The sequence below is a fragment of the Rathayibacter caricis DSM 15933 genome (assembly GCF_003044275.1).
In the GTDB taxonomy this organism is placed as follows: Bacteria; Actinomycetota; Actinomycetes; order Actinomycetales; family Microbacteriaceae; genus Rathayibacter; species Rathayibacter caricis.
In genome coordinates this window covers 3,493,647-3,516,308 of sequence record NZ_PZPL01000001.1, presented here as the reverse complement: position 1 = coordinate 3,516,308, position 22,662 = coordinate 3,493,647, and the positions used below count along the sequence as shown (strand labels likewise).

The window sequence follows — 22,662 nt, the reverse complement described above, 5'->3', positions numbered from 1 at the left end:
CGTAAACGGTGCCAAGGAGAAGTGGTGCCGCTCGGGCGCGTCGGGATCGGGGCGCGTGCGTCTGAGCGTCCGGCGACGGGGTACGGGACCTCCGACAGGAAGGAGGCGCCGTGCGCGCTCTCACCGAACCGGACGGCACCCCGGAGGTCCTCGCGCTCCGCGCGCTCAAGCTCGGCGACATCCTCGTGGCGGTGCCGGCGCTCAAGGCGCTGCGCCGCGGCTTCCCCGAGCACCGGCTGATCCTCGCCACGACGCCCTGGCTCGAGCCGATCGTCGACCTGATCGAGGGGCTGGACGCCCTGGTGCCCACCCTGCACGGTCTCGACGATCCGCTGCCGATGGCCGCCGGCCGCGTCGAGCTCGGCGTCAACCTGCACGGCAACGGTCCGGAGTCGCGGCTGCGCCTCGCCGAGATCGAGCCCGAGCGCACGCTCGAGTTCCGCGTGCCGGCGCTCGATCCCGACGCGAGCCACGACGACCCGCGCCCGCTGTGGATCGACGGCGAGCTCGAGCGCGCGCGCTGGGCCCGCCTGGTGAACTCGATCGGCCTCGACGCCGATCCCGAGGACGTCGCCATCGCGGTCCCCGAGGTCGCTCCTCGCGTCGACGGCGCCGCCGTCGTGCACATCGGCGCCTTCTACGGCTCGCGCGAGTGGCCCGAGGCGCGCTTCGCCGCGGTCGCCCGCTCGCTCGCCGGCCAGGGGCACCGCGTCGTCTACACCGGAGGCGCGAACGAGGCCGACCGCGCCCGTCGCGTCGCCGAGCTCGCCGGCACCGGGGAGGTGCTGGCCGGGGAGGTCGACCTGGTCGAGTTCGCCGCGGTGGTCGCCGCCGCCGAGACGCTGGTCACCGTCGACACCGGAGCCGCTCACCTCGCCTCGGCTTACGGCATCCCCTCGGTCGTGATCTTCGGCCCGGCACCGCCCGAGGCCTGGGGCCCGCCCGTCAGCGGACCGCACATCGTGCTGACCGACGCGTCGCTCCGCAAGGGCGACGTCTTCTCGTCCGAGCCGGACCCGGCCCTCCTGGCCGTGCAGACCGAGGACGTCCTGGACGCCCTCGTCTCGCTGCCCTCGCGCGCCGAGGCGCACCTCAGGCGGACCGCAGGCGGGGTGCCTGCCGGACGGGCGTGACCACGGCGACGCGGGTACGGGGGGAGCGCGGCTGATGCGAGCGCGAGGGTGCGCCCAGCCGGTCGGCCAGCTGCGCGAGGATCCGGCGCTGCAGGCGCGAGACCTGCATCTGCGTCGTGCCGAGCGCCTCCGCGATCTGCTGCTGGGTCATCTCCTCGACGAAGCGCATGCGCAGCAGCTCGCGCTGCGCGTCCTCGAGCTCCGCGAGGGCCGTGGCGAGGCCGTGCCGGCGGTCGATCGCCGCGAGGTTCTCGTCGTCGCCGCCGAGCGTCTCGCCGAGCCGCACTCCTCCGTCGCCGCCCGTGCCGACCGTCTCGTCGAGGGAGAGCGGATGACCGGCCGAGCGGGCATCGGCGACCTCGGCGGCGTCGACGCCGAGCCGCAGAGCGATCTCGTGGTCGGACGGGTGCCGACCGAGCTCCTGCGAGAGCTCCTCCGCGACGACCCCGGAGCGGCGGTGCAGCTCCTGCACGCTGCGCGGCGGGCGGACCATCCAGCCCAGGTCCCGCAGGTGGCGCTTGAGCTCGCCGGTGATCGTGGGCACGGCGAAGGCCGCGAAGCTGTCGCCGCGCTCGGGAGCGAAGCGGCGGGCGGCCTTGACGAGGCCGACGTAGGCGACCTGGCGCAGGTCCGCCCAGTCGCCGCCGGCACCGCCTCCGCGCGAGACGCGGCGGGCCATGGCCTCGGCGAGTCCCAGGTGGTCGAGCACGATGCGCTCGCGGATGCGGTCGCCCTCGGCGCCCGTGGCCTCGGCGGCCGCGCGGAACAGCGAGAGGGTGCGAGCGTCCTTCTCCTCGCGTGCCGGATCCATCGCGGCGGTGGCGCGCGACATGGCGACGGTCGTGCTCATCCGAATCCCCTTTCCGGGCGTGCTGGCGCGAGGCCCGGGGCATGGCGGATGCGGTGCGCTCCTCATCGAGCGGCCCCGGAGAAGCGCTCTGCACAGAGCACCACTGCTCCTCGGAGAAGACGAGTCCGTTGACGCGGAGCACTGCTTCGCGATAAAGGGCGTGGGAGCGCGGTCATGCGGTCGATCCGCGGAGGATCCCGTCCGTACGGCAGTGCGGAGGGCCCCTGAACCGGCGTCCGCGCGGAGTCCGCACCCCCGGAACGCCCCTTGTCCAGCCCGACGGCACTGCGCGCTCCGCGGCTAGAATCGCGGGCGTATGTCTGAGCTCACCCCGCCCTCCGATCGCGCCGCAGCGGCGCACCCGTTCACGACCGCGACCGGGAGCGACGTGCGCGTCCGCTTCTGCCCGTCCCCGACCGGGACGCCGCACGTCGGCCTCATCCGCACCGCCCTGTTCAACTGGGCGTACGCGCGGCACACGGGGGGCACCTTCGTCTTCCGCATCGAGGACACCGACGCGGCGCGTGACAGCGAGGAGAGCTACGAGCAGATCGTCGACGCGCTGCGCTGGCTGAAGCTCGACTGGGACGAGGGCGTCGGAGTGGGCGGCCCGCACGGTCCGTACCGCCAGTCCGAGCGCAGCGACGTGTACCTCGACGTGATCCAGCGTCTTCTCGCCTCGGGCCATCTCTACGAGAGCTACTCCACCGCCGAGGAGATCGACGCCCGGAACGAGGCCGCGGGCCGCGCCAAGCAGCACGGCTACGACAACTTCGACCGCGGTCTCACCGAGGAGCAGCGCGCCGCGTTCCGTGCCGAGGGCCGCAGCCCCGCACTGCGTCTGCGGGTCCCCGACGCCGATCTCTCCTTCGACGACCTGGTCCGCGGCGAGATCACCTTCCCGGCCGGCTCCTTCAGCGACTTCGTCGTCGTGCGCCCCAACGGCCAGCCGCTCTACACGCTGGTGAACCCGGTCGACGACGCGATCATGCAGATCACGCACGTGCTCCGCGGCGAGGACATCCTGCCCTCCACCGCCCGGCAGATCGCGCTGTACCACGCGCTGATCGACATCGGAGTGACCACCTTCGTGCCGCGCTTCGGCCACCTCCCGTACGTCATGGGCGAGGGCAACAAGAAGCTCTCGAAGCGCGACCCCTCCTCCAACCTGTTCCACCACCGCGACCGAGGCTTCATCCCTGAGGGCCTGGTCAACTACCTCGCGCTGCTGGGCTGGTCGCTGACCCACGACCGCGACGTCTTCTCGATCGACGAGATGATCGCCGCCTTCGACGTCGCCGACGTGAACCCCAACCCCGCGCGCTTCGACCTCAAGAAGGCCGAGTCGATCAACGGCGACCACATCCGTCTGCTCGCCGTCGACGACTTCACCGAGCGCACCGTGCCGTACCTGGTCGCCGCGGGCGTGCTCGACGGCGAGCCGACTCCGTCGCAGCGCGCGGTGCTCGACGCCGCCGCGCCGCTCGTCCAGGAGCGCATCGGCCTGCTCGGCGAGGCGCCCGGCATGCTCGGCTTCCTCTTCACCACCGCCGAGGCGCTGTCCTACGACGAGGACGCCCTCAAGGGCCTCCCCGCGAACGCCGGCGACGTGCTCGCCGCGTCGATCGAGGCGCTGTCCGCGGTGCCGGAGGGGGAGTGGCTGACCGCCTCGATCCAGGCCGCGCTCGCCTCGGCCCTGATCGAGGGCCTCGGGCTCAAGCCCCGCATCGCCTACGGACCGCTGCGCACCGCGATCTCGGGTCGCCGCGTCTCGCCCCCGCTGTTCGAGTCGATGGAGATCCTGGGCAAGGCGGAGTCGCTCGCGCGCCTCTCGCGCCTCGCCGACCGCACCTCCGCCTCCGCCGGACCGGCCTGAGCATGGCCGAGGCGGTGGGAGGTCGCGATTATGACGTCGTCGTGATCGGCGCGGGCCCGGCCGGACTGTCGGCCGCGCTCAACCTGGCGCGCGCCCGTCGCAGCGTCCTGCTGCTCGACAGCAACCGTCCGCGGAACGCCGCGACGCTGCACTCGCACGGCTTCCTGACCCGCGACGGAGTCTCTCCGCTCGAGCTCCGCCGCCTCGGCCGCGAGGAGGTCGAGAGCTACGAGGCCGCTGAGGTGCACAACGCCCTGGTGACCTCGGTCGAGCGCTCCGGAGGCGAGTTCCTCGTCTCCGCACGCGGCGTGCGCGGAGCCGCGAACCGCGCCGTCGTGGCCACCGCCGTGGTCGTCGCCGCGGGCCTCAGTGAGAAGCTGCCCCGCCTGCCCAGCCTCCGCGCCTACTACGGCACCGCCGTGCACAGCTGCATGGAGTGCGACGGCTACGAGAAGGCGGGGGAGCCCCTCGCCCTGATCGGAGAGACCTCCGACCTCGCCGAGCGCGCCATGCTCCTCTCGCAGTGGTCGACCGATCTAATCGTCTTCACCAACGGCATCGGAGTCGTCAGCGACGCCGACGAGTCCCTGCTCGGCTCGATCGGCATCCGCGTCGAGCGCCGCCCTGTCGCAGACCTCGCCGGCGAGCGCGCGGAGATGACCGGCGTCCTGCTCGAGGACGGCGACGTCATCCCGCGCACCGGCGCCTTCGTCCGCCCGATCTGGGTCCCCGTCCTCGAGTACCTCGACGCCGCCGGCCCCGAGACCGACGGCGACGGCTTCCTCCGCGTGGATGCGGGCGGACGCACCTCCGTGCCCGGCCTCTACGCCGCCGGAGAGGTCACCGCCCCCGGCCCGCAGCAGCTGATCGTGGCCGCCGGCTCCGGCGCGCAGGTCGCCTCGGCCGTCAACCGCGACCTCGTGCGGGCCCGCCTCGGCGAGGCCGCCCCCGAGTCCGAGGCCCACGCGATCCACGAGGCCGGCGTCGATTTGAGCGGCGTGCGCCCGTAGGGTAGTGTTCTTCCTCGGCGCCGGAAGTTCTTCCGGCCGCCGCCTGGCCTCCTCCCTCACCTGTGGATGGCCATTGGGGTATGGTGTAATTGGCAACACGGCTGATTCTGGTTCAGTTGTTCTTGGTTCGAGTCCAGGTACCCCAGCAGTTTCTCGGCTCCGCTTCGGCGTGAGCATCCTCGCCGGAGTCGTCCTGCAGGGTCGTGTCGGCCCGCGCGTCGCTCCGTCCGCGTGTTGCTGTCGATGCTCCGCGTTCGATGCGCCAGAGCCGCGGTCGATCGCGTCACTCGACTCGGATCGGGCCTTTCGCGGTCCTCAGGCCCCGTTCGCGCGCAATCGCTCCGGCCTTCCTCCGTCAGTGGACGCGGAACGGCCTCCGTATTCCGTTCGGGACCCGATCCGCGACGACTCGTCGTCGAGCGAGCACGGACCTGCCGCGTGAAGCACGCCGAACGCGATCCGTCCACTCCGTTCGACCTCTGGAGCACGCGGTTACGCTGGCGCCATGCGGGCTGAGCGGATGCGGAAGTTCGAAGTCGCCGCCCTCGCCCTGACCTCCGTCCTCCTGCTCACCGGCTGCTCCGGCGACTCGTTCCGCGCCGACTTCGCACGGACTTTCGGCAGCGACGAGGCGATCGCCGATCTCGAGCTCTCGACGGTCGACAACATGCCCTTCACCGGCGGAGTGAGCGCCGAGGTGATGGCACGCGACGACCTCGCGGATGCCGACCTGCGGGCGCTCGCCGACCGACTCAGTGCCTTCGCGTCCGAACGCCCAGCGGGAGACGTCCGGGTCGTGCTCGACGCGGAGGGGCTCAGTCTCCCCGTCTCGGGCGACTCCGATCTCACCGACGGGAGGATCGCGGCGGCGCTCGAATTGCGGGACGATCCGCGCGTGTCGTCCGTCGCGCTGGCCGCGGACGACAGCGACGACCGAGTCAGCGGGCTGAGCCTCCTCCTCGCCGAGTCGGCGACGGCGCGGGACCTCTTCGCGCTCGCCCGGGACGCTCCCGACCTGCTGCCGGACGCGGCTCCGGTCCACGTCAGCGTGCAGAGCTCCGACCGGTCGGAGCTCGTCAGCGGCGACCCGGGCGTCTGGATCGACGCTGCAGAGGGCACGTGGGAAGCGGTTTCGGCGGCGGTGCCGGTGATCGGCTTCCGGGCGGCGCCGGAGCGCCTCGAGGTGACGCTGGGCAGTGAGGAAGACCTCGCGGCGGCGGAATCGGCAGCGGCATCGCCCGGCGGCCCCGAGGTCGCCTTCTCGAGTCCGCTGGTCGCGCTCGGCGACGGCGCGTCGGGGGAGTCGGCGCGCGCCGTGCTCGCCGCTCTCGACCCTGCGGTCCTCGCCGACCTCCGCTCCGTCTGGACGGACGACGACCACCTCCGGCTCGCCGTCGACACGGTGGATCGGGCGCTGACGGTCGCGGAGGCGGTGTCCGCGACTCCGGACGCCGCGCGGTTCTCGACCGTCACGATGAGCGTCGGTGAGGCTCGAACGCTCGAGATCAGCGCCGCTCCCCGCTCCATCGGCGGGGCCGTGGCCGACGCCTCGGCGCTGCTCGCGACTCCGAGCGTCACCGCGGTGGCCCGATCGGACCGGTCGGTGACGGTGACGGCCTCGGGTGACGACGGCGACCTCGAGCGACTGCTCCCTGCGGCGCGGAGCCTCGCCCCCGAAGGCGCCCGCGTCTGCGTGGAGCGCGTCGACGGCACCGGAGTCTGCGACACCTCCACCGACTGACGGCGCAGAGTCGCGGTCGCTCAGAGCCGATACCCGCCGCCCTCCGCTCCGCCTCGGGCCGGGGCATGCCACGATGAAGCCGTACATCGCTCAGAGACACGTCTCCGGCGTGTCCCGAGAAGGGGGAATCTCGTTCATGCAATCCGACCTGCTCTGGATCGTCATCGCGGGGGTCGTCGCCGGCGCCCTGCTGCTGCTGGCACTCATCGGCTTCTTCATCTTCCGCGCCTGGTATCAGGTGCCTCAGGCCGACGAGGCGATCGTCATCGTCGGCAAGAAGCAGAAGGGCGATGACGGGCTCACGTCCAACATGACCGTCATCACCGGCGGGGGTGCCTTCGTCAACAAGCTCACCCAGCGCTCCGACCGCATCTCGCTGCGGTCGCGGCAGATCAAGATGGAGCCGGTGGCGCAGACCAAGAACGGCGTCACGATCCACCTCGCCGGCGTCGCGCTCGTGAAGATCGGATCCACGGCCGACCAGGTGCGCGCCGCCGCCGAGCGCTTCGCCTCGCAGGACCAGTCGATCGACGTCTTCACGACCGAGCAGCTCGAGGGCGCCCTCCGCGGCGTCGTCGCGAAGCTCAGCGTCGAGGAGGTCATGCAGGACCGGCAGAAGCTGGGCGACGAGATCGCCGAGGGCATCAAGGGCGACCTGCTCGCGCAGGGACTCGTCCTCGACTCGTTCGCGATCCAGGGGGTCACCGACCGCAACGGCTACATCGAGGCGCTCGGCGCGCAGGAGATCGAGCGCGTCCGCCGCGAGGCCGACGTCGCCCGGATCAACGCGGCGCGCGAGGTCAAGGCCCGCCAGCTCGCGACCGACGAGGCGAACCTGATCGAGCAGACCGCCTACGACAAGAACACCGCTGCCGCGAAGTCCGAGGTCGGCCGGGCGAACGCCGAGGCCGAGCAGGCCGAGAACCTGGCCCGCGCCGAGCGCGAGCAGGCCGTTCTGGTGCAGCGCGCCGAGAACCGCCAGGCCGAGCTCGACGCCGACGTCAAGCGCGTCGCGGACGCCGAGAAGTACCGCCGCCAGACCGAGGCCGACGCCGACGCCTACGGCCGCGCCAAGAAGGCCGAGACCGACCGCCAGGTCGCGCAGCAGGTGTCCGACGCCGAGGCCTACGCCGTTCAGCGCCAGGCCGAGGCCCGCCAGGCATCCGCCGCCGCCGAGGCTGCCGCCGTGAGCGCCCGCGCCGAGGCCGAGGCGCATGCTCTGCGCGCCAAGGCCGGCGCCGAGGCCGAGGCCCTGCGCGCGAACGCGACCGCCGAGGCGGAGGCGATCCGCGCCAAGGGCGAGGCGAGTGCGGCGGCCATCGCGGCCGAGGCGGAGGCGCTCCGCGAGAACCAGGAGGCGATCCTGGGTCGCGAGCTCATCGGGCAGCTGCCCTCGCTCATGTCCGAGTTCGCCAAGGGCTACCAGAACGTCGGCACCATCACGCTGATCGGCGGCGACACCGCCGGCACGCACATCGCCCGCGAGCAGGCGGCGAGCCTCGCCGCGACCTTCGACAGCGTCAAGTCCGCGACCGGCGTCGACCTGGGGGCGATCCTCCAGGGCCAGGCGTTCGGCCGCGGCGTCGGTGCGGCTGCTCAGGGGTCGGGCCAGTCCGACCCGACCGCGGTTCCCTCGACGAGTTGAGCTCCGGTGGCAGGCCGCCCGACCCGGTGCCCGATGGTGGCCCCGGGTCGGGCGGCCGTCGTTCCATGCGAAGAGCTGGAGCGCGGAGCGACCCAGCCGGACGCGGCCCACTCGTCGCGCACCGGTGCTCGCGGGGTCAGCAGGCCCCGGTTCGGGTCCATCCGGCGCGGGCTCTGTCGCCGAGTGGACGCGGAACGGCCCTCACAGCTCGTTCAGGCCCCGGAACCCGTCCACTCGTCGCGGCGATACTCAGCGGCGACCAGTGCGCAGGCCGACGACGGGCCCAACGCGAACAGTGCACGCGCGACCACCGCGGAACTGTGGCCGCTACTCCGGCGTGCCCAGCTCCTTCCGCATCTGCACCGCCGTCGTCTCGTAGCCGAGCGACTCGTACAGTCCGCGCGCCGTCGTGTTGAACCCGAAGACGTTGAGGGCCAACGCGCGGTAGCCGCGCGCGAGAGCGTGCTCCTCCGCCAGGAGCATCGCGGCGCGACCGAACCCATGCCCGCGGAACGGCTCGTCCACCTCGACGTCCCAGATCCACGCCACGCCCTCGAGCTCCTGCGGGTGCGGCCCCACCCAGATCACGCCGACCGGGACGCCGTCGTCGAGGATCCGCAGCACGTCGTGGCCGGGTGCGAGGCGGCCCTCCGGGAAGACGCGGTCGTGCGAGGCGTCCGCGTTCCGCTCCGCCGCCGCAGCGTCGTCGCCCGCGCGCAGGCGGTCGGCGACGTAGGACGCACGCTGCACCTCCATCCAGGCGGCGAGATCGGAGGAAGGGAACGGGGCGAGAGAGACGGACACCCCTCCACGCTCCCACGATGCGGATCGATCAGTCGCGCACAGACCCTGCGCGCGATCGATCCGTCACTCCCGGCGCGAGGTCCCTACTGATCCGTCACGGACGGCCGCTCACCCCGAGCAGGGGCGACCGTTCGCGACGGATCGGATCACACCGCGTCACCGTTGGGCATGATTCGCTGCTCTGAGCAGTTCAGAGCCGCGGAAAGCCCCCAACGGCGGCGATCACGAGCGGTCCGCGTCCTCGCGCGCCGACACCTGGTCGGCGTGACGCTTCTTCCCGAAGCGCGTCGCCAGGAACAGCAGCGACCCGACCACGACGTACCCCGCCGTCCCGAGCCACACCACTCCGGTCTGCTGGGTCAGGAGCACGATGCTCGCGATGGTCGCCAGGATCGGGACGACCCGCGGCACCGAGAAGTGCGGGTGGTCGACGCGGTCCTTCTTCAGCACGAGCACCGAGACGTTCGCCGAGATGAAGACCAGGAGCAGGAGGAGCACGGTGGTCTCGGACAGCGTGCCGACGTCGCCGAGGACGCTCAGCACCATCGTCACGCCGCCGACGACGATGATCGACACCCACGGGGTGCGGCGGTTCGGCAGGACGCGTCCGAAGGCGCTCGGCAGCAGGCCCGCCGTGGCCAGGCCGAAGCCGACCCGGCTCGCCATGACCATGAACAGCAGCGCGCCGTTCGCGATCGCGACGAGCGCGATCAGGCCGAACAGCCACGGCGGCACCGCCACTCCGCTGGCCGCGACGACGTCGAGCAGGGGACCGGTCGACTCGGCGAGCTCGTCGATCGGCAGCACGATCACCGCGCCGAGGGCGATCAGGAGGTAGACGACGGCGGCCGTGAACAGGGCCGCGAAGAGGGCGCGCGGGTAGACCTTCGAGGGGTTCCGCACCTCCTCGGCCATGTTCGCCGCGGCCTCGAAGCCGAGGAAGGAGAAGAAGGCGACGATGGAGGCGGCGAACGCGCCCTGCAACGGGGCGACCTCGGGGTTGAACTCGAGCACTCGCGAGAAGTCGCCGTTGCCGCCGCCGAAGAAGATCGCCGCGCAGACGATCACGATCACGAGGCCGCTGACCTCGATGACCGAGGCGACGAGGTTCGCGGTCAGCGACTCCTTCACTCCGCGCAGGTTCACGAGGGTGAGGATCGCGATGAAGACGAGGGCCGTCGGCACGGGCGGCACGTCGAGCAGCGCGCCGAGGTAGTCGCCGGCGAACGCGTTCGCGAGGGCGGCGGCGGTCGTGATGCCGGACGCCATCATCAGGAAGCCGACCAGGAACGACAGGTACGGCTTGCCGAAGGCGCGGTCGACGTAGCGGGCGGCGCCGCCGGCGTGCGGGTACTTCGTGATCAGCTCGGCGTAGGTGCCCGCGGTCAGCAGGGCGATCACCAGGGCGATCAGCAGCGGGAGCCAGATCACGCCGCCCACGTCGTTCGCCATGGTGCCGACGAGGGTGTAGATGCCCGCGCCGAGGGTGTCGCCGACGATGAAGGCGAACAGGAGCGGCCCGGTAATGACCTTCTTGAGGGATCCCTTCTCGGATCCCTTGCCGGTCCCCGGGGAGCTCTCGCCGGTCGTGCTCGTCGTATCCGTCATCCGGTAACTCCACCCATGTGGGGGCACTCCGCGCAAGCCCTGGTGGTCGATCACTGCGAGATTTCTCACGGTCGAAACATCACGACGAGGCATCCACCGCCGGCAGCTGCGCCCCGATCACCCGCAGCAGTTCGAGCTTCTCGTGGCTCGGTGACCCGGGGGCCGCCGTGTAGACGAGCAGCGCGTGGGAGTCGACCGGGTCGATCAGTGTCTGGCAGGCGAGGTCGAGCCGCCCGAGCTCCGGGTGCTCGAAGCGCTTGGTCTCGCCGGGCCGCACGCCCACCTCGTGCAGCGCCCAGAGCGCACGGAACTCGTCGCTGCGCTCGAGGAGCAGCTCGACGTAGCGGGCGGCGCGGGAACCGGGTCCGCGGCGGCTGAGGACCTCGCGCAGTCCCGACGCCCAGACGCGCGACAGGTGCTCGTGACCCTCCTGGGCGTAGATCGCCCGGCTCGCCGGGTTCGTGAACCAGCGGTAGCCGATGCTGCGCTCGGGCCCGGTGAAGCGGGTGAGGTCGCCGGTGAGGGCGACGCCGAGCGGAGTCTGCCGCAGCGTCTCGCCGAGCTCCGTCACGATCTCGGCGGGCGTGTCCTGCAGGCGGTCGAGGATCCGGAGCAACCCCGGGCCGACGTGGCCGTCCGACGCTCCGCGCTCGGGCGGCCGGTGCCCGGCGAGGTGGAAGAGGTGGTCACGCTCGGCGAGGGTCAGGTGCAGTCCCTGAGCGATCGACGCGAGCATCTGCTCGGACGGCTGGGGGCTGCGTCCGCGCTCGATGCGCGCGTAGTAATCGGCCGACATGCTGCAGCGGGCGGCGACCTCCTCGCGCCGGAGCCCGGCGGTGCGGCGGCGCGCCGTGCGCGGCATCCCCACGTCCTCGGGCTGCAGCGCCTCGCGTCGTGCGCGCAGGAACTCGGCGAGCCCCTCCCGGTCCATCGTGCGCATCGGTCCTCCTGACGTTCGCTCCCTTTCTACCGGCGGTCGGCGCGCTCAGCCACGGTCCGCCGATCCACGGTTGAGCGGGACGTTCCTCCCGGGCGCCGCGGGCCGCACGCTGGCAGCACTGCACCTCGCAGCCCAGAGTCAGGAGCCCGACATGCCACGCCGACCGATCGACCTCGACCTCCCCGACCTCTCGGGCCGCCGCGCCCTCGTCACCGGGGGCAGCGACGGCCTCGGGCTCGTCCTCGCCCGGCGCCTCGCCGCGGCGGGAGCGGAGGTGCTGCTGCCCGTCCGCAACCGCGCGAAGGGGGAGGCGGCGCTCGCCCGCATCCGGGAGCAGCACCCGGGAGCCGCGGTCTCGCTCCGCGACCTCGACCTCTCGTCGCTCGAGTCGGTCCGGGCCCTCGCCGACACGCTCCTCGCCGAGGGGCGGCCGCTGCACCACCTGGTCGCCAACGCCGGAGTGATGACCCCGCCCACGCGCCTGAGCACGGCGGACGGCTTCGAGCTGCAGTTCGGCACGAACCACCTCGGGCACTTCGCCCTCATCGGCCGACTGATGTCGCTCCTGCGCGAGGGACGGGGGCGCGTCGTGTCGCAGGTGAGCGTCGCCGCGGATCGGAACGGGGTGCACTGGGAGGACCCGGACTGGGAGCGGAGTTACCACGCGTTCCGCGCCTACAGCTCGTCGAAGATCGCGGTCGGGCTGTTCGGCCTCGAGCTCGAGCGCCGCAGCGCCGCGCACGGCTGGGGCGTCACGAGCAACCTCTCGCACCCCGGAGTGGCGCCCACCAGCCTCCTCGCCGCCCGTCCCGAGACGGGTCGCACCCGCGACGGGCTCGACGTCCGGCTGATCCGGGCGCTGTCGCGCCGTGGTCTCCTGGTCGGCACGGTCGAGACGGCCCCGCTGCCGGCGCTGCTCGCCTCCGTCCTCGAGGGCGCGGGCGGCCGCTTCGTCGGACCGGGCGGCCCCGGTGGGCTCGGGGGAGCGCCGACGGAGCAGCGCCCGTTCCCGCGCCTCGTCGACCCCGAGGATGCGCAGCGCCTGTGGCGGCTCTCGGAGGAGCGGACCGGAGTGACGTTCCCGTGACGGCCGCGTTCACCTCGCTGTCACCTGCGCGGGTGATCCTCGACGGCATGTCGATGGCAGAGCCGTTCCTCCCGTCCTCCCGACCCGCCCGCGACGCCGAGCGGGCCGAGCGCGATCTCGACGTCGAGGCCGCCCCCGAGACCGCCGACCCCGAGGTGGGGCTCCCGCCTGCCGGGCCGTTCCGGACGCCCGCGCCCGGCGATCGGCTGAGCGCCGACGAGCTCGCCGCCGAGATCGGCGACGGCGAGCCCGCCGACTGCGACTGAGTCAGGAGCGCGTGCCGACCGCCACCACGACGGCCGCTGCCGCTCGATCGCCGGTGGTGGTCGCGGAGTTCGGCGTTCCGGCGCCGCACGGGAGCGACGCCCACCGAGTACCGCAGGCGCTCGCCGCGGCTCGCGTGAGGGGCGGCGGCCGCGTCAGCCGTCGATCCGCTCGGCCAGGGCGACGATGATGCCCTCGGGACCCCGGACGTAGGCCATCCGCCAGACGCCCTCGTGCTCGCCGACGCCGCCGACGAGCCCGTGGCCGTCATCGGCGAGCCGCGCGAGCACCGCCGCCAGGTCCTCGACCACGAACGCGAGACTCCGCAGCCCGGGCTCGGTCGCTCCGACCGGCGGCGGGACGGTAGGCGACGGGGGCCGGACGAAGCGCGAGAGCTCGACGGCCGTCCCACCGCCCGGAGGCCGGAGCATCACGATCTCGGTCCGCGCGCCGCTCAGGCCGATGACCGTGTCGAGGAACTCGCCCTCGACGGGAGTGCTGCCCTCGATCTCGAGGCCGAGTCCGACGAAGAACGCCGTCGCCGCCTCGAGATCGACGACCGTCACTCCGATGTGGTCGAACCCCGTGATCCCCGCCATGAGCGCCTCCTCGCGTCGGACCCAGTCAGGCACCGCCGCGGCGCCGTGTCAACGCACGGATGCACTCACGCCCGCAGCGCCGCCGCGCAGCTCGCGAGCAGGAGCGTCAGCCGCTCGCGGTCGCCGTCCGCGAGCCCGGCGACCATGCGGTCCTCCACCGCGCGGACCGCAGCGCTCGCCGTCCGCAGCTGACGGCGCCCGGCTGCGGTCAGCTCGGTCGGGAGGACGCGCCCGGACACGGGTCGCTCCGCCCTCGCGACGAGGCCCTGCTGCTCGAGCGACTGCAGCAGCACGTTCATCGACTGCCGTGTCACGAAGGTCCCCCGCGCGAGCTCCGAGTTCGACAGTCCCGGGCGCTGAGCGAGCAGCTCGAGGCACGAGTAGTGCGTGATCGTCATGCCCAGCGGATGCAGCATCTCCTCCATGGCGGCGCGCAGCGCGGTCGACGCGACCTTCAGCAGGTATCCGGGGGAGGCGGCGAGATCGATTCCACTCATGTCAGGATTCTGACATAGGATGTCACATGTCAAAAGACTGACATCAACGGAAGGACTCCCCATGACCGTCTCCGGACCCGGCTTCGTCTCGCTGCAGGTGCGCGACCTCGACTCCTCCGCCGCCTTCTACGAGCGGCACCTCGGCTTCGCGCGGCAGGCCGGCCCGCCGCACGCGGTCGTCTTCGCCACCTCGCCGGCGGCGTTCGCGGTCCGCTCCGCGGCGCCCGGAGTCGATCTCGACGCGGCCCCGCTGGGCCGGGGCGTCGGGCTCTGGCTGCACGCCTCCGACGCCGAGCGGACCCACGCCGCACTCGTCGAGGCGGGCGTGCCGATCGCCTCCGATCCGGTGCAGGGCCCGTTCGGTCTCACGTTCACGTTCGAGGATCCGGACGGCTACCTGATCACGCTGCACGACCGCGCCTGACGCGGCCGGCGGGCGACCGCTCGGCGGCGGTCGCGGGGCGCCGCCGCCCCCGCGCGACGAGCCAGAACAGGTACGCCCCGCCGACCGCCCCCGTCACCAGCCCGACCGGCAGCTGGAGGGGAGCGAGCACCCGCTGCGCGAGCACGTCCGACGCCAGCAGGAGGGTCGCCCCGATCGCCGCCGACGCAGTCAGCGGGATCCCCGCCGAGCCCGTCGCGCGGCGGGCGAGCTGCGGTGCCGCGAGCGCGACGAATCCGATCGGACCGCTGACCGCGGTCGCCGTCCCGGTCAGCCCCGCGGCGAGCAGGAGCAGCACCAGCCGGGTCCGCCGCACCGGCACTCCGAGCCCCGTCGCCAGTTCGTCGCCCAGCTCGAGCAGCCGCAGCCGCTCGCGCTGCGTCGCGAGCAGCAGTGCGAGCACTCCGCCGGCGACCGCGAGCAGCGCGGTGTCTCCCCAGTCGGTCGCCGACAGCGATCCGAAGAGCCAGATCGTCGCCGAGCGCGCCACCTCGGTCGGCGCACGGGTCAGGAGGAACTCGTTCGCCGCCGAGAGCAGGGCCGCGAGGGCGATCCCCGCCAGGATCGTCCGCTCGCTCGCCAGGCCCGCTCCGCGGGTGAGGAAGAGGACGGCGAGCACCGCGCCGATCCCGCCGGCCCACGCGCCGAGGGCCGGGTCGGCGGGCGGGGTCAGCAGCACCAGGCAGACCAGGGCGCCCGAGGCGGAGCCGGCGCTGAACCCCACGATGTCGGGACTGCCGAGCGGGTTCCGCGAGAGGGTCTGGAAGACGGCGCCCGCGACTCCGAGGGCCGCTCCGACGAGGAGCCCGGCGAAGACGCGGGGGAGGCGCATGTCGACGACGATCACGCTGGTCCGCGCCGACGCCGTGCCGAGGACGGCGTCGCGCACGTCGGCGAGCGTCGTCTCGTAGGAGCCTCCGACGATGCCCGCGACGGCCGCCGCGAGCGCCAGCACCGCGGTGACGGCGATCACGCGGGTGCGGCGCGCAGACCGCCGCTCGGCGAGCGTCATCGCGCGTTCCTCCGCGTCGCCAGGTGGAACAGGAGGGGCGCTCCCAGCAGGGCCGTCACGATGCCGACCTCCACCTCGCCCGGAGCGGCGATCAGCCGGCCGAGCACGTCGCCGACGACGACCAGCACGGCCCCGCCCAGTGCCGCCAGGGGGAGTCCCGAGCGCAGATCCGGACCGGCGAGGCGCAGCACGAGGTGCGCGACCAGGAGCCCCACGAAGGCGAGCGGTCCGGCGGCGGCGGTCGCGGCTCCGCAGAGCAGGGTGATCGCGGCGCCCGCGCCGAGGATCACGGCGCCGGGGCGCACCCCGAGGGAGCGCGCGACGTCGTGCCCGAGCGCCAGCTGGTTCAACCCCGGCGCGACGAGCGCGGCGACGACGAGCCCGAGCGCGACGAACGGAGCGAGCTGCGCCGCGGTGCCGAGCTCGCGCCGCTCGAGGGAGCCCACGACCCAGAACCGGTACGACTCGAACGTCTCGGTGTCGAGCAGCGTGACGATGCCGATCAGCGCGCTCAGGCACGCGCCCAGCGCGACTCCGGCGAGCACGGTGCCGATCGGGTCGCGGCCGTCGCCGCCGCCGACGAGGTGGACGAGCACCGCGGCGACGGCCGCACCGCCGAAGGCGAACCAGACGTACTCGCCCGCGCTCGAGACGCCGAGGAACCCGATGGCGACGACGACCGCCGCGGAGGCGCCCGCGTTCACCCCGAGCAGCCCCGGGTCGGCGAGGCGGTTGCGCGTCACCGCCTGCATCAGCAGCCCGGCCGCTCCGAGCGCGGCGCCGACGAGCAGGCCGGTGGCGGTGCGGGGGATCCGCAGCTCCCGCACGATCAGCGCGTCGGCGGTGGCGCCGCCGTGCAGCAGCGCGTCCAGGGCGGCATCGACCGGGACGGGTCGGGAACCGACCGCGAGACTCGCGGTGCAGGCGAGCACGAGCAGCACGGCGAGCAGCAGTCCCGCGCTGAGCGTCCGCCCGAGCGGTCGCCGAGGGGCGACGGGAGCCGTGGCGGGCTCCGGAGCTGCGGAAGGCGCAGGGGCGCGGTCGATCATTCAGGCAAGGCTATCCTTACCGGCGTGAACTCCTCGACCCGCACCGTCCTCGTCCGTCCGTCCCGCCTCCGGCTCGCCGTGCCGGCGCTCGCCGGAGCCGCCGTGCTCGCCCTGGCCGGCTGCTCGGGCTCCGCCTCGACCGCCGAGCTGCCCGACGCCGAGGCCGCCGCCGTCGGCGACTGGACCGTCTCGCGCACGATGGGCGAGGGCATGGGCGCCCCGGAGGAGGACGGCGTGTTCCCGCGCACCGTGGCGCACTACGCCGGGTCGACCGAGCTCGCCGCGGCCCCGGAGCGGGTCGCCGTCGTCTCGACGGGTCAGCTCGACGCCCTGCTCGCGCTCGACGTCGTCCCCGCCGCCGCGACCCGCGCCGAGAACAGCGGCCTCGTGCCGGAGTACCTCGCCGACCGTGTCGGCACCAGCGCCGGGATCGCGGACATCGGCGAGCGCACCGAGCCCGACGTCGAGGCGATCGCCCAGGCCGATCCCGACCTCATCCTGATCAACTCCGTCCGCGGAACGGAGCTCTACGACCAGCTCAGCGCGATCGCCCCCACCGTGGTGACGCTCGGCAACGGCGTGAACTGGAAGAGCGACCTCCTCCTGCTCGCCGACGCCCTGGGCCGCGAGGGCGACGCGCAGGAGATGCTCGACGAGCTGCACGAGGACGCCGACGCGTTCGCGGCGACGCTGCCCGATCCGGCGCCGACGGTCTCGTTCCTCCAGTCCACCGGGGACCGCACGCGGATCCAGGGCGTCCCGTCCTTCGTCGGAGGTCTCGCCGAGGACCTGGGGCTCGACCGGCCCGAGTCCCAGCGCTTCGACGACACCGCCCAGGAGATCAGCGCGGAGCAGCTCGAGCTCGCCGACGCCGACCACGTGTTCTACGCCGGGCTCGGCGACGGCCTCTCGCTGATCGAGGACGCGGCGCTCTGGCCCACGCTGACCGCGGTCGAGGGAGGCACGGCCGTCGAGGTCCCGATGGAGCCGTTCTTCCTGAACGCGGGGCCCCTCGCCGCGCGCCTCGTGGTCGACACCGTCACCTCGACGATCGGCTGACACCGCACCGCTCTCCCTCGGCGGGCTCCGGTAGACTGGAGCGCTTCGCAGTCGAGAGTGGAGCGGTCGCGGAGGAACCATGGGCAAGAAGCGCAATCAGGGACGATCCGGCGGCGGCCGATCGGGTGGTCAGGGCGGATCCGGCGGCGGGCGCACCGCCGAGACGGCGATGATGGTGCGGTTCCGCAGCTGGTACCGCGCGCACCTCGCGGAGGTCGGCGTCCTGCACGAGCACCTCGACGTCGACGAGGCCGTCGAGGTCCTCACCGACCTCTTCGCCATGACGCGCGACCTGCGCCCCCGCGGCTCCTTCGCCCAGCCCGACGCCGAGCTCCTCGAGGCGGTCTTCGACCAGATCGAGACCGACCTGTCGGGGGAGGAGAGCGAGGCCGATCTCGACGACACGCTCTTCACCGTCGCCGAGGTCATCGAGCACTTCCTCGACTTCCTGACCGACGAGGACCTCTGGACGGGCACCGACGAGGAGCTCGACGACTGCCAGGCGGTCCTCGACGAGGTCCTCGACCTCGCCGGCTCGTTCGTCGAGGCCGTCCTCGAGGATCTGACCGCCGTCGAGGACGTCCCCGCCTCCGAGCAGCTCGCCGCCGTGCGGGCCACCGCTCTCGTGCACGCCGCCGACGTCGTGGTCGAGCACCTCGCCGGCGCCGACGACGCGTCCCTCTCCGAGCGCGCGGCGCGCGAGATCGCGGTCGAGGCGGGCATCGCCTCCGCCGGGTCGACGCCGAGCGACGACGCCGTGCGGATCCCGGTCTCGGCCTGGTGGGACGCGCTGGTCGCCTCCTCCGTCCTCGAGACCGAGGGGTCCGTCGCGGTCCTCGGCGAGGCGGCTCCGCTCTGGCGCAGCTCCGACGCCCTCGAAGCCGCCGCCGAGCGCGTCGCCTACGTCGCCCGCTTCCTCGAGCAGTGGATCGTCAGCGCGCAGGCCGCGCTCGCCTCCGCCGACACCGAGAACGGGGCGTTCTCGCCCCGCGAGCGCGCCGTGACCACGACCGACGCCGTGCTCCTGCGCATCGCCGTCGCCTGCCAGTCGCAGATCCACCCCGGCCTCGTGGTCGGCGAGCTGGTCGACGAGCTCGCGGCCGACGCCGACGTGGCCCTCGAGGAGGCGCTCGACGAGCGCGAGCGCATGGTGGGCGCGGCCGAGCGGATGCTCGACGACGCCGCCGAGCTCGGACTGCTCCTGCACTCGCCCGAGTTCGGCTACGTGGTGCCCGAGGGCCTGCAGCCGGTGCTCGCCTCGGTCGTCCGCGCGAGCATCGTGCTGCTCGGTGAGCGCGACGCCTCGCGCCTCGAGATCCTCGACGAGGCGACGCAGGACACCGCCTCGGCCTACACCCTGAAGGTGGCGCTGCTGGGCACCAAGCCCGTGGTCTGGCGCCGCCTCGAGCTGTCGTCGGAGTCGTCGCTGCGCGATCTGCACCTCGCGCTCCAGCTCTCGCTGGGCTGGACCGACGCGCAGCCGCACTACTTCAGCGTCGGCGTGCCCGACGAGGACGGCACCCGCATCGGCTCGCCCGCCGACGCCGAGGAGCTCGGGGCCGATCTGGTCGACGAGGCCTCCGTCGCGCTGGCCGAGGTGCTCGAGAACGTCCAGGACGAGCTGTTCTACGTCTACGACCTCGAGGACGAGTGGCGCCACGTCATCCGGCTCGAGGCCGTCTCGCCGCTCGGTGCGGCGCTGCCACGGTGCGTCGGAGCCCGTGGCGCGGCTCCGATCGATGCACCCGGCGGCCCGGCGGCCTGGGCCGACACGGTCCGCGCGGCCACCGATGCGTCCTCGGCCGACCACGCCGAGGCCCTCGAGGCGCTCGGCCTCGCGGAGGGCGCCTCGTTCGACCCGGCCTCGGTCGACGTCGACGGCATCAACCGCTCGCTCGGGCTGCTCCGCTCCGGAGTCTGAGCCCGGGGCCCCTGCATCGGCCGGGAGTGCCCGTCAGCCGCGACTGACGGGTGCTCCCGGCAGGGGTTGCTGCAAGACGCCGACCGGTCACGGCGTGAGCAGCAGCTTGCCGATGTGGCCCGACGCCCGCATCCGCTCGTGCGCCCGCTCGGCCTCGGCCAGGGGCACGACCTCGTCGATCACCGGGCGGATGCCGCCGTCGGCGACCAGCGGCCAGAGCTTCTCGCGCACCTGGGCGATGATCGCCCGCCGCTCCTCGAGTGGCCTCGCCCGCAGTGTCGTCGCGTGCACCGCGCCGCGCTTGCGCATCAGCAGCCCGATGTCGAGCGCTCCCTCCGTCCCGGACTGGTTGCCGATGAAGACGATGCGCCCACCCGTCGCCAGAGCCTCCACGTCGCGCGCGAGGTAGTCGCCGCCGATCGGATCCAGGATCACGTCGACCCCGCGGCCGTCGGTCTCCTCGCGGATCCGAGCGACGAAGTCCTCCTCGCGGTAGTCGATCAGGACGTCCGCTCCCAGCGCCCGGCACGCGTCGAGCTTGCGCGGGCTCCCGGCCGTCACCGCGACCATCGCCCCGACGGCGTGCGCGATCTGGATCGCCGCAGTGCCGATGCCGCTCCCTCCGCCGTGGATCAGGACCGTCTCTCCCGCCCGCAGCCCCGCCACCATCACGAGGTTCGACCAGACCGTCGCGGTCGCCTCGGGCAGCGCCGCCGCCGAGACGAGCCCGACCGAGGCGGGCACCGGCAGGAGGAGCCCCGCGTCGACCGCGACGTACTCGGCGTAGCCCCCGCCCGAGAGCAGCGCGCAGACCTCGTCGCCCACCGCGACGCCCGAGACGCCGCGCCCCACCTCGACGACCGAGCCGGACACCTCCATGCCGAGGATCTCGGAGGCGCCGGGCGGCGGCGGGTAGACCCCGGCCCGCTGGCCGAGATCAGCGCGGTTCACACCGGCGGCCGCGACGTGCAGCAGCACCTCGCCCTCGCGGGGAGTCGGGGTCGGCACCTCCTCGAGCACGAGACGGGAGTCTGGTCCTGGTGCGACGACGCGGAGGGCATGCATGGCGCGATGCTACGCCTGCACCCCGCGAGCGGTCAGGGGTGCTCCGCGAGGAACGCGAGCACCGCCTCCTTGAACGCGCGCGCGGGCACCGTGCTCGTGTGATCGCGGCCGGGCACCTCGACGAAGCGGGCGCCGGCCGCGGCGGCGAGCCGGGCGCCGTCGGGGGCGATCGGATCGGCTCCGCCCGTCACCAGGAGCATCGGGGCCGCCGGGTGCTCGCCCGCCTCGGGATGCGCTCCGCCGCGCACGCCGTCGGCCACGGCGACGAGCGCTGCGAGGTCGTTGCCGGCGACGCCCTCGGCCATCCCGATGAACGCGCGGGTGAAGCGGTCGTCGATCTCCCCTCCGCTCGCCACGCGCGCCCGGGCCGCCTCGGCGTCGAACCGGGTGAGCGGCTCGCCGACGGTGAGCCCGCCGAGGCTGAGCGTCGCGACGAGCCCGGGGTGCCGGAGGCCCAGGACCCAGCTCATCCGCGACCCCAGCGAGTAGCCGAGCATGTGAGGAGCGACCAGGTCGTACGACTCGATCACCCGCACGAGGTCCTCGACCATGACGTCGACTCCGTAGGCCCCGGTGCGGTGCGGCTTCTCGCTCGCGCCGTGACCGCGCTGGTCGAGCGCGACCACCCGGTACCCGGCGCGGACGAGCGTGCGGAGCCAGCCCGCCGTCTCCCAGTTGAGGACGGCGTTGGACGCGAAGCCGTGCACCGCGAGAACGGTCGGCGCGCCCTCGTCGCCGACGGAGTAGGTGGCCAGTCGGGTGCCGTCGTCCGCGACGACGAAGACGGGGGAGGGGAACGCGATCGGGGTCACCGCTCCACCCTGCCGCATCCGCCGCGGGGCTTAGCGCAGCGGGCGGGAGGAGCGGACGAACGGCACCGCGATCGGCAGGCGCACGCTCTTCCCGCGGCCGGAGCGGATCCCGAGCACGATGCACACCACGAGGTTGAGCACCGCGAGCGCCAGGATCGCCGTGATCGTGACGACCGGCCAGTCGGCGCTGAGGGTGTCGCGCACCGAGACCAGCGCCAGGTGGAGGGGCACCAGCATGAGCTGCAGGGCGAGGTAGGTGAGCTGCCAGTTCACGGCGACGACGCCGTTGCGATCGCTGAGGCCGCCGATCCGCCGCTTCGCGCCCCAGGTCATCACCGTCGCGGTGAGCGAGATCAGCGGAGAGAGGAGCACGAAGCCGGCGACCGCGCTCAGCCCGGCGAACCACACCGCGCGGGCACCGCGGCTGTCGCGGGTCCGGTGCCGGATCTCGTCGTCGGTCATGGGTCACCGCCTCCTCGCGCGCCCGGCGGAGCACCGGTGATCCCAGTCTCGCACCCGCCCCCTCCCGCGTGCGGGGGCTTCCCCCCGTCGGCGGGGGGTTCACCGGATGGGGCGGCGCGAGCCGCGTCCGTAGCGTGGAGGCATCGCCGGAGACACCGGCCCACCCACGACGACCAGGAGCATCAGCCATGTCCAGCGACGAGACCACCCCCCGCAGCAGCACCGCCTCCGAGCAGCCGACCGAGGATCTCGGGATGCGCGCCACGGCCGTGCTCCCGGACCCGGTGGTCGAGGAGCGCGACACGCTCCGCATCGAAGGGGCGTCGCAGCACGCCGAGCAGGTGCGCCCCGAGGAGGTGCGCGCCGAGGACGTGCGCGCGTCCTACCCCGCGCCGTACGGGACCCCGAGCGTCCCGCCGCAGACCGTTCCCGCCGCTCCGTCGACGCCGTTCTCGCTCACCAGCCTGATCCTCGGCGTCACCTCGGTCTTCTTCGGCCTGACGGTGATCGCCCCGGTCGCCGGCCTCGTCTTCGGCCTCCTGGGGCTCCGTCGCGAGCCCACCGGGCGCACCCTGGCCATCTGGGGCATCGTCCTCAACGCGGTGATGATCGGGCTCGTCGGCCTGTTCCTCGCGTTCCTGATCGTCGCCGGGCTGCTGCTGCCGCTCGTCGCGGTCGCGACCGGCGACTACCGCTGACCCGGCGGCGCCGACCGGTCGCCTGACGGGTCCCTGACCGGTCCCGAAGCCCGGTTCGCGTCCACTCGCCGCGCGACTGAGCACCGAG

At 73.4% G+C, this 22,662-nt stretch carries 22 protein-coding genes and 1 tRNA gene; 12 read left to right on the top strand and 11 right to left on the bottom strand.

Going from position 1 to position 22,662, the window contains the following annotated elements:
* Positions 1–110 precede the first annotated feature (110 nt).
* Complete coding sequence (locus tag C1I63_RS16430; RefSeq protein ID WP_107575462.1) at positions 111–1,133, top strand: glycosyltransferase family 9 protein; 1,023 nt, start codon at positions 111–113, stop codon at positions 1,131–1,133.
* On the opposite strand, the gene C1I63_RS16425 is transcribed toward C1I63_RS16430, so the two are convergent.
* Positions 1,093–1,983 (bottom strand): sigma-70 family RNA polymerase sigma factor, encoded by an 891-nt coding sequence (locus C1I63_RS16425; protein WP_170116404.1) that lies wholly within the window; start codon positions 1,981–1,983, stop codon positions 1,093–1,095. The two genes, C1I63_RS16430 and C1I63_RS16425, sit on opposite strands and share 41 nt — an antisense overlap.
* Before the next feature lie 316 nt (positions 1,984–2,299).
* On the opposite strand from C1I63_RS16425, the gene gltX reads away from it, so the two are divergent.
* The 5 genes from gltX (at position 2,300) to C1I63_RS16400 (ending at position 8,255) form a co-directional block, all read left to right on the top strand.
* The gene (gene gltX / locus C1I63_RS16420) at positions 2,300–3,859 is read left to right on the top strand and encodes a glutamate--tRNA ligase (RefSeq protein ID WP_107575460.1); all 1,560 of its coding nucleotides are present in this window, start codon (positions 2,300–2,302) and stop codon (positions 3,857–3,859) included.
* Positions 3,860–3,861: 2 nt separating this feature from the next.
* Positions 3,862–4,869, top strand: coding sequence for an NAD(P)/FAD-dependent oxidoreductase (locus tag C1I63_RS16415; protein ID WP_107575459.1), 1,008 nt, complete (start codon positions 3,862–3,864; stop codon positions 4,867–4,869).
* Between the two features lie 74 nt (positions 4,870–4,943).
* Positions 4,944–5,015 (top strand) — tRNA-Gln (locus C1I63_RS16410).
* A 359-nt stretch (positions 5,016–5,374) separates the two neighbouring features.
* The gene (locus C1I63_RS16405; RefSeq protein ID WP_146168478.1) at positions 5,375–6,610 is read left to right on the top strand and encodes a hypothetical protein; all 1,236 of its coding nucleotides are present in this window, start codon (positions 5,375–5,377) and stop codon (positions 6,608–6,610) included.
* Between the two features lie 136 nt (positions 6,611–6,746).
* Positions 6,747–8,255 (top strand): SPFH domain-containing protein, encoded by a 1,509-nt coding sequence (locus C1I63_RS16400; protein ID WP_055793491.1) that lies wholly within the window; start codon positions 6,747–6,749, stop codon positions 8,253–8,255.
* A 327-nt stretch (positions 8,256–8,582) separates the two neighbouring features.
* On the opposite strand, the gene C1I63_RS16395 is transcribed toward C1I63_RS16400, so the two are convergent.
* The 3 genes from C1I63_RS16395 to C1I63_RS16385 all read right to left on the bottom strand — a co-directional run bounded on the left by C1I63_RS16395 (position 8,583) and on the right by C1I63_RS16385 (position 11,607).
* Positions 8,583–9,059 carry a GNAT family N-acetyltransferase gene (locus tag C1I63_RS16395; protein WP_211315634.1) on the bottom strand — a complete coding sequence of 159 codons (477 nt, stop codon included), beginning with the start codon at positions 9,057–9,059 and terminating at the stop codon, positions 8,583–8,585.
* Positions 9,060–9,281: 222 nt separating this feature from the next.
* Positions 9,282–10,667, bottom strand: coding sequence for an APC family permease (locus C1I63_RS16390; RefSeq protein WP_055793480.1), 1,386 nt, complete (start codon positions 10,665–10,667; stop codon positions 9,282–9,284).
* 79 nt (positions 10,668–10,746) lie between these two features.
* Entirely contained in the window at positions 10,747–11,607 is an 861-nt protein-coding gene (locus tag C1I63_RS16385) for a helix-turn-helix transcriptional regulator (protein ID WP_107575457.1), read from the bottom strand.
* Between the two features lie 151 nt (positions 11,608–11,758).
* Here C1I63_RS16385 and C1I63_RS16380 point away from each other — a divergent pair, with 151 nt between their 5' ends.
* On the top strand, positions 11,759–12,694 hold the full coding sequence (locus C1I63_RS16380) for an SDR family oxidoreductase (protein ID WP_107575456.1): 936 nt from the start codon (positions 11,759–11,761) through the stop codon (positions 12,692–12,694).
* Positions 12,691–12,960, top strand: coding sequence for a hypothetical protein (locus tag C1I63_RS16375; RefSeq protein ID WP_107575455.1), 270 nt, complete (start codon positions 12,691–12,693; stop codon positions 12,958–12,960). The genes C1I63_RS16380 and C1I63_RS16375 overlap by 4 nt, the downstream gene beginning before the upstream one ends.
* Positions 12,961–13,113: 153 nt before the next feature.
* On the opposite strand, the gene C1I63_RS16370 is transcribed toward C1I63_RS16375, so the two are convergent.
* On the bottom strand, positions 13,114–13,557 hold the full coding sequence (locus C1I63_RS16370) for a VOC family protein (RefSeq protein WP_107575454.1): 444 nt from the start codon (positions 13,555–13,557) through the stop codon (positions 13,114–13,116).
* Positions 13,558–13,622: 65 nt separating this feature from the next.
* Positions 13,623–14,054: a MarR family winged helix-turn-helix transcriptional regulator gene (locus C1I63_RS16365; RefSeq protein WP_107575453.1), complete on the bottom strand. Its 432-nt coding sequence runs from the start codon at positions 14,052–14,054 to the stop codon at positions 13,623–13,625.
* A 61-nt stretch (positions 14,055–14,115) separates the two neighbouring features.
* Here C1I63_RS16365 and C1I63_RS16360 point away from each other — a divergent pair, with 61 nt between their 5' ends.
* Complete coding sequence (locus C1I63_RS16360) at positions 14,116–14,478, top strand: VOC family protein (protein WP_107575452.1); 363 nt, start codon at positions 14,116–14,118, stop codon at positions 14,476–14,478.
* Here the strand turns inward: C1I63_RS16360 and C1I63_RS16355 are convergent.
* Together C1I63_RS16355 and C1I63_RS16350 are read right to left on the bottom strand one after the other, a co-directional pair.
* A complete protein-coding gene (locus tag C1I63_RS16355; protein WP_107575451.1) occupies positions 14,456–15,508 on the bottom strand; it encodes a FecCD family ABC transporter permease in 1,053 nt (350 codons plus the stop codon). The two genes, C1I63_RS16360 and C1I63_RS16355, sit on opposite strands and share 23 nt — an antisense overlap.
* A complete protein-coding gene (locus C1I63_RS16350) occupies positions 15,505–16,557 on the bottom strand; it encodes an iron chelate uptake ABC transporter family permease subunit (protein WP_082481565.1) in 1,053 nt (350 codons plus the stop codon). The genes C1I63_RS16355 and C1I63_RS16350 overlap by 4 nt, the downstream gene beginning before the upstream one ends.
* A 24-nt stretch (positions 16,558–16,581) precedes the next feature.
* Between C1I63_RS16350 and C1I63_RS16345 the strand changes: the two genes are divergently transcribed.
* Entirely contained in the window at positions 16,582–17,616 is a 1,035-nt protein-coding gene (locus C1I63_RS16345) for an iron-siderophore ABC transporter substrate-binding protein (protein ID WP_170116403.1), read from the top strand.
* 79 nt (positions 17,617–17,695) lie between these two features.
* Positions 17,696–19,537 carry a plasmid pRiA4b ORF-3 family protein gene (locus C1I63_RS16340; protein WP_107575450.1) on the top strand — a complete coding sequence of 614 codons (1,842 nt, stop codon included), beginning with the start codon at positions 17,696–17,698 and terminating at the stop codon, positions 19,535–19,537.
* Between the two features lie 87 nt (positions 19,538–19,624).
* Here C1I63_RS16340 and C1I63_RS16335 read toward each other — a convergent pair whose 3' ends face one another.
* The 3 genes from C1I63_RS16335 to C1I63_RS16325 are packed head-to-tail and all read right to left on the bottom strand — an operon-like array spanning position 19,625 to position 21,876.
* Positions 19,625–20,602, bottom strand: a complete 978-nt coding sequence (locus tag C1I63_RS16335) for an NAD(P)H-quinone oxidoreductase (protein ID WP_107575449.1) — start codon at positions 20,600–20,602, stop codon at positions 19,625–19,627.
* A 32-nt stretch (positions 20,603–20,634) separates the two neighbouring features.
* Positions 20,635–21,414 carry an alpha/beta fold hydrolase gene (locus C1I63_RS16330; RefSeq protein ID WP_170116402.1) on the bottom strand — a complete coding sequence of 260 codons (780 nt, stop codon included), beginning with the start codon at positions 21,412–21,414 and terminating at the stop codon, positions 20,635–20,637.
* A gap of 30 nt (positions 21,415–21,444) precedes the next feature.
* Complete coding sequence (locus C1I63_RS16325) at positions 21,445–21,876, bottom strand: magnetosome magnetite crystal formation protein family (protein WP_107575447.1); 432 nt, start codon at positions 21,874–21,876, stop codon at positions 21,445–21,447.
* A gap of 188 nt (positions 21,877–22,064) precedes the next feature.
* On the opposite strand from C1I63_RS16325, the gene C1I63_RS16320 reads away from it, so the two are divergent.
* A complete protein-coding gene (locus C1I63_RS16320; RefSeq protein WP_107575446.1) occupies positions 22,065–22,574 on the top strand; it encodes a DUF4190 domain-containing protein in 510 nt (169 codons plus the stop codon).
* Positions 22,575–22,662 lie beyond the last annotated feature (88 nt).

Excerpts from the sequence above, each read along its gene's own strand:
- C1I63_RS16355 (WP_107575451.1), bottom strand. The coding sequence starts at position 15,508 with ATGACGCTCGCCGAGCGGCGGTCTGCGCGCCGCACCCGCGTGATCGCC.
- gltX (WP_107575460.1), top strand. The coding sequence starts at position 2,300 with ATGTCTGAGCTCACCCCGCCCTCCGATCGCGCCGCAGCGGCGCACCCG.
- C1I63_RS16360 (WP_107575452.1), top strand. The coding sequence starts at position 14,116 with ATGACCGTCTCCGGACCCGGCTTCGTCTCGCTGCAGGTGCGCGACCTC.
- C1I63_RS16380 (WP_107575456.1), top strand. The coding sequence starts at position 11,759 with ATGCCACGCCGACCGATCGACCTCGACCTCCCCGACCTCTCGGGCCGC.
- C1I63_RS16385 (WP_107575457.1), bottom strand. The coding sequence starts at position 11,607 with ATGCGCACGATGGACCGGGAGGGGCTCGCCGAGTTCCTGCGCGCACGA.
- C1I63_RS16390 (WP_055793480.1), bottom strand. The coding sequence starts at position 10,667 with ATGACGGATACGACGAGCACGACCGGCGAGAGCTCCCCGGGGACCGGC.
- C1I63_RS16400 (WP_055793491.1), top strand. The coding sequence starts at position 6,747 with ATGCAATCCGACCTGCTCTGGATCGTCATCGCGGGGGTCGTCGCCGGC.
- C1I63_RS16405 (WP_146168478.1), top strand. The coding sequence starts at position 5,375 with ATGCGGGCTGAGCGGATGCGGAAGTTCGAAGTCGCCGCCCTCGCCCTG.
- C1I63_RS16425 (WP_170116404.1), bottom strand. The coding sequence starts at position 1,983 with ATGAGCACGACCGTCGCCATGTCGCGCGCCACCGCCGCGATGGATCCG.
- C1I63_RS16320 (WP_107575446.1), top strand. The coding sequence starts at position 22,065 with ATGTCCAGCGACGAGACCACCCCCCGCAGCAGCACCGCCTCCGAGCAG.
- C1I63_RS16340 (WP_107575450.1), top strand. The coding sequence starts at position 17,696 with ATGGGCAAGAAGCGCAATCAGGGACGATCCGGCGGCGGCCGATCGGGT.
- C1I63_RS16415 (WP_107575459.1), top strand. The coding sequence starts at position 3,862 with ATGGCCGAGGCGGTGGGAGGTCGCGATTATGACGTCGTCGTGATCGGC.
- C1I63_RS16365 (WP_107575453.1), bottom strand. The coding sequence starts at position 14,054 with ATGAGTGGAATCGATCTCGCCGCCTCCCCCGGATACCTGCTGAAGGTC.
- C1I63_RS16370 (WP_107575454.1), bottom strand. The coding sequence starts at position 13,557 with ATGGCGGGGATCACGGGGTTCGACCACATCGGAGTGACGGTCGTCGAT.
- C1I63_RS16325 (WP_107575447.1), bottom strand. The coding sequence starts at position 21,876 with ATGACCGACGACGAGATCCGGCACCGGACCCGCGACAGCCGCGGTGCC.
- C1I63_RS16335 (WP_107575449.1), bottom strand. The coding sequence starts at position 20,602 with ATGCATGCCCTCCGCGTCGTCGCACCAGGACCAGACTCCCGTCTCGTG.
- C1I63_RS16350 (WP_082481565.1), bottom strand. The coding sequence starts at position 16,557 with ATGATCGACCGCGCCCCTGCGCCTTCCGCAGCTCCGGAGCCCGCCACG.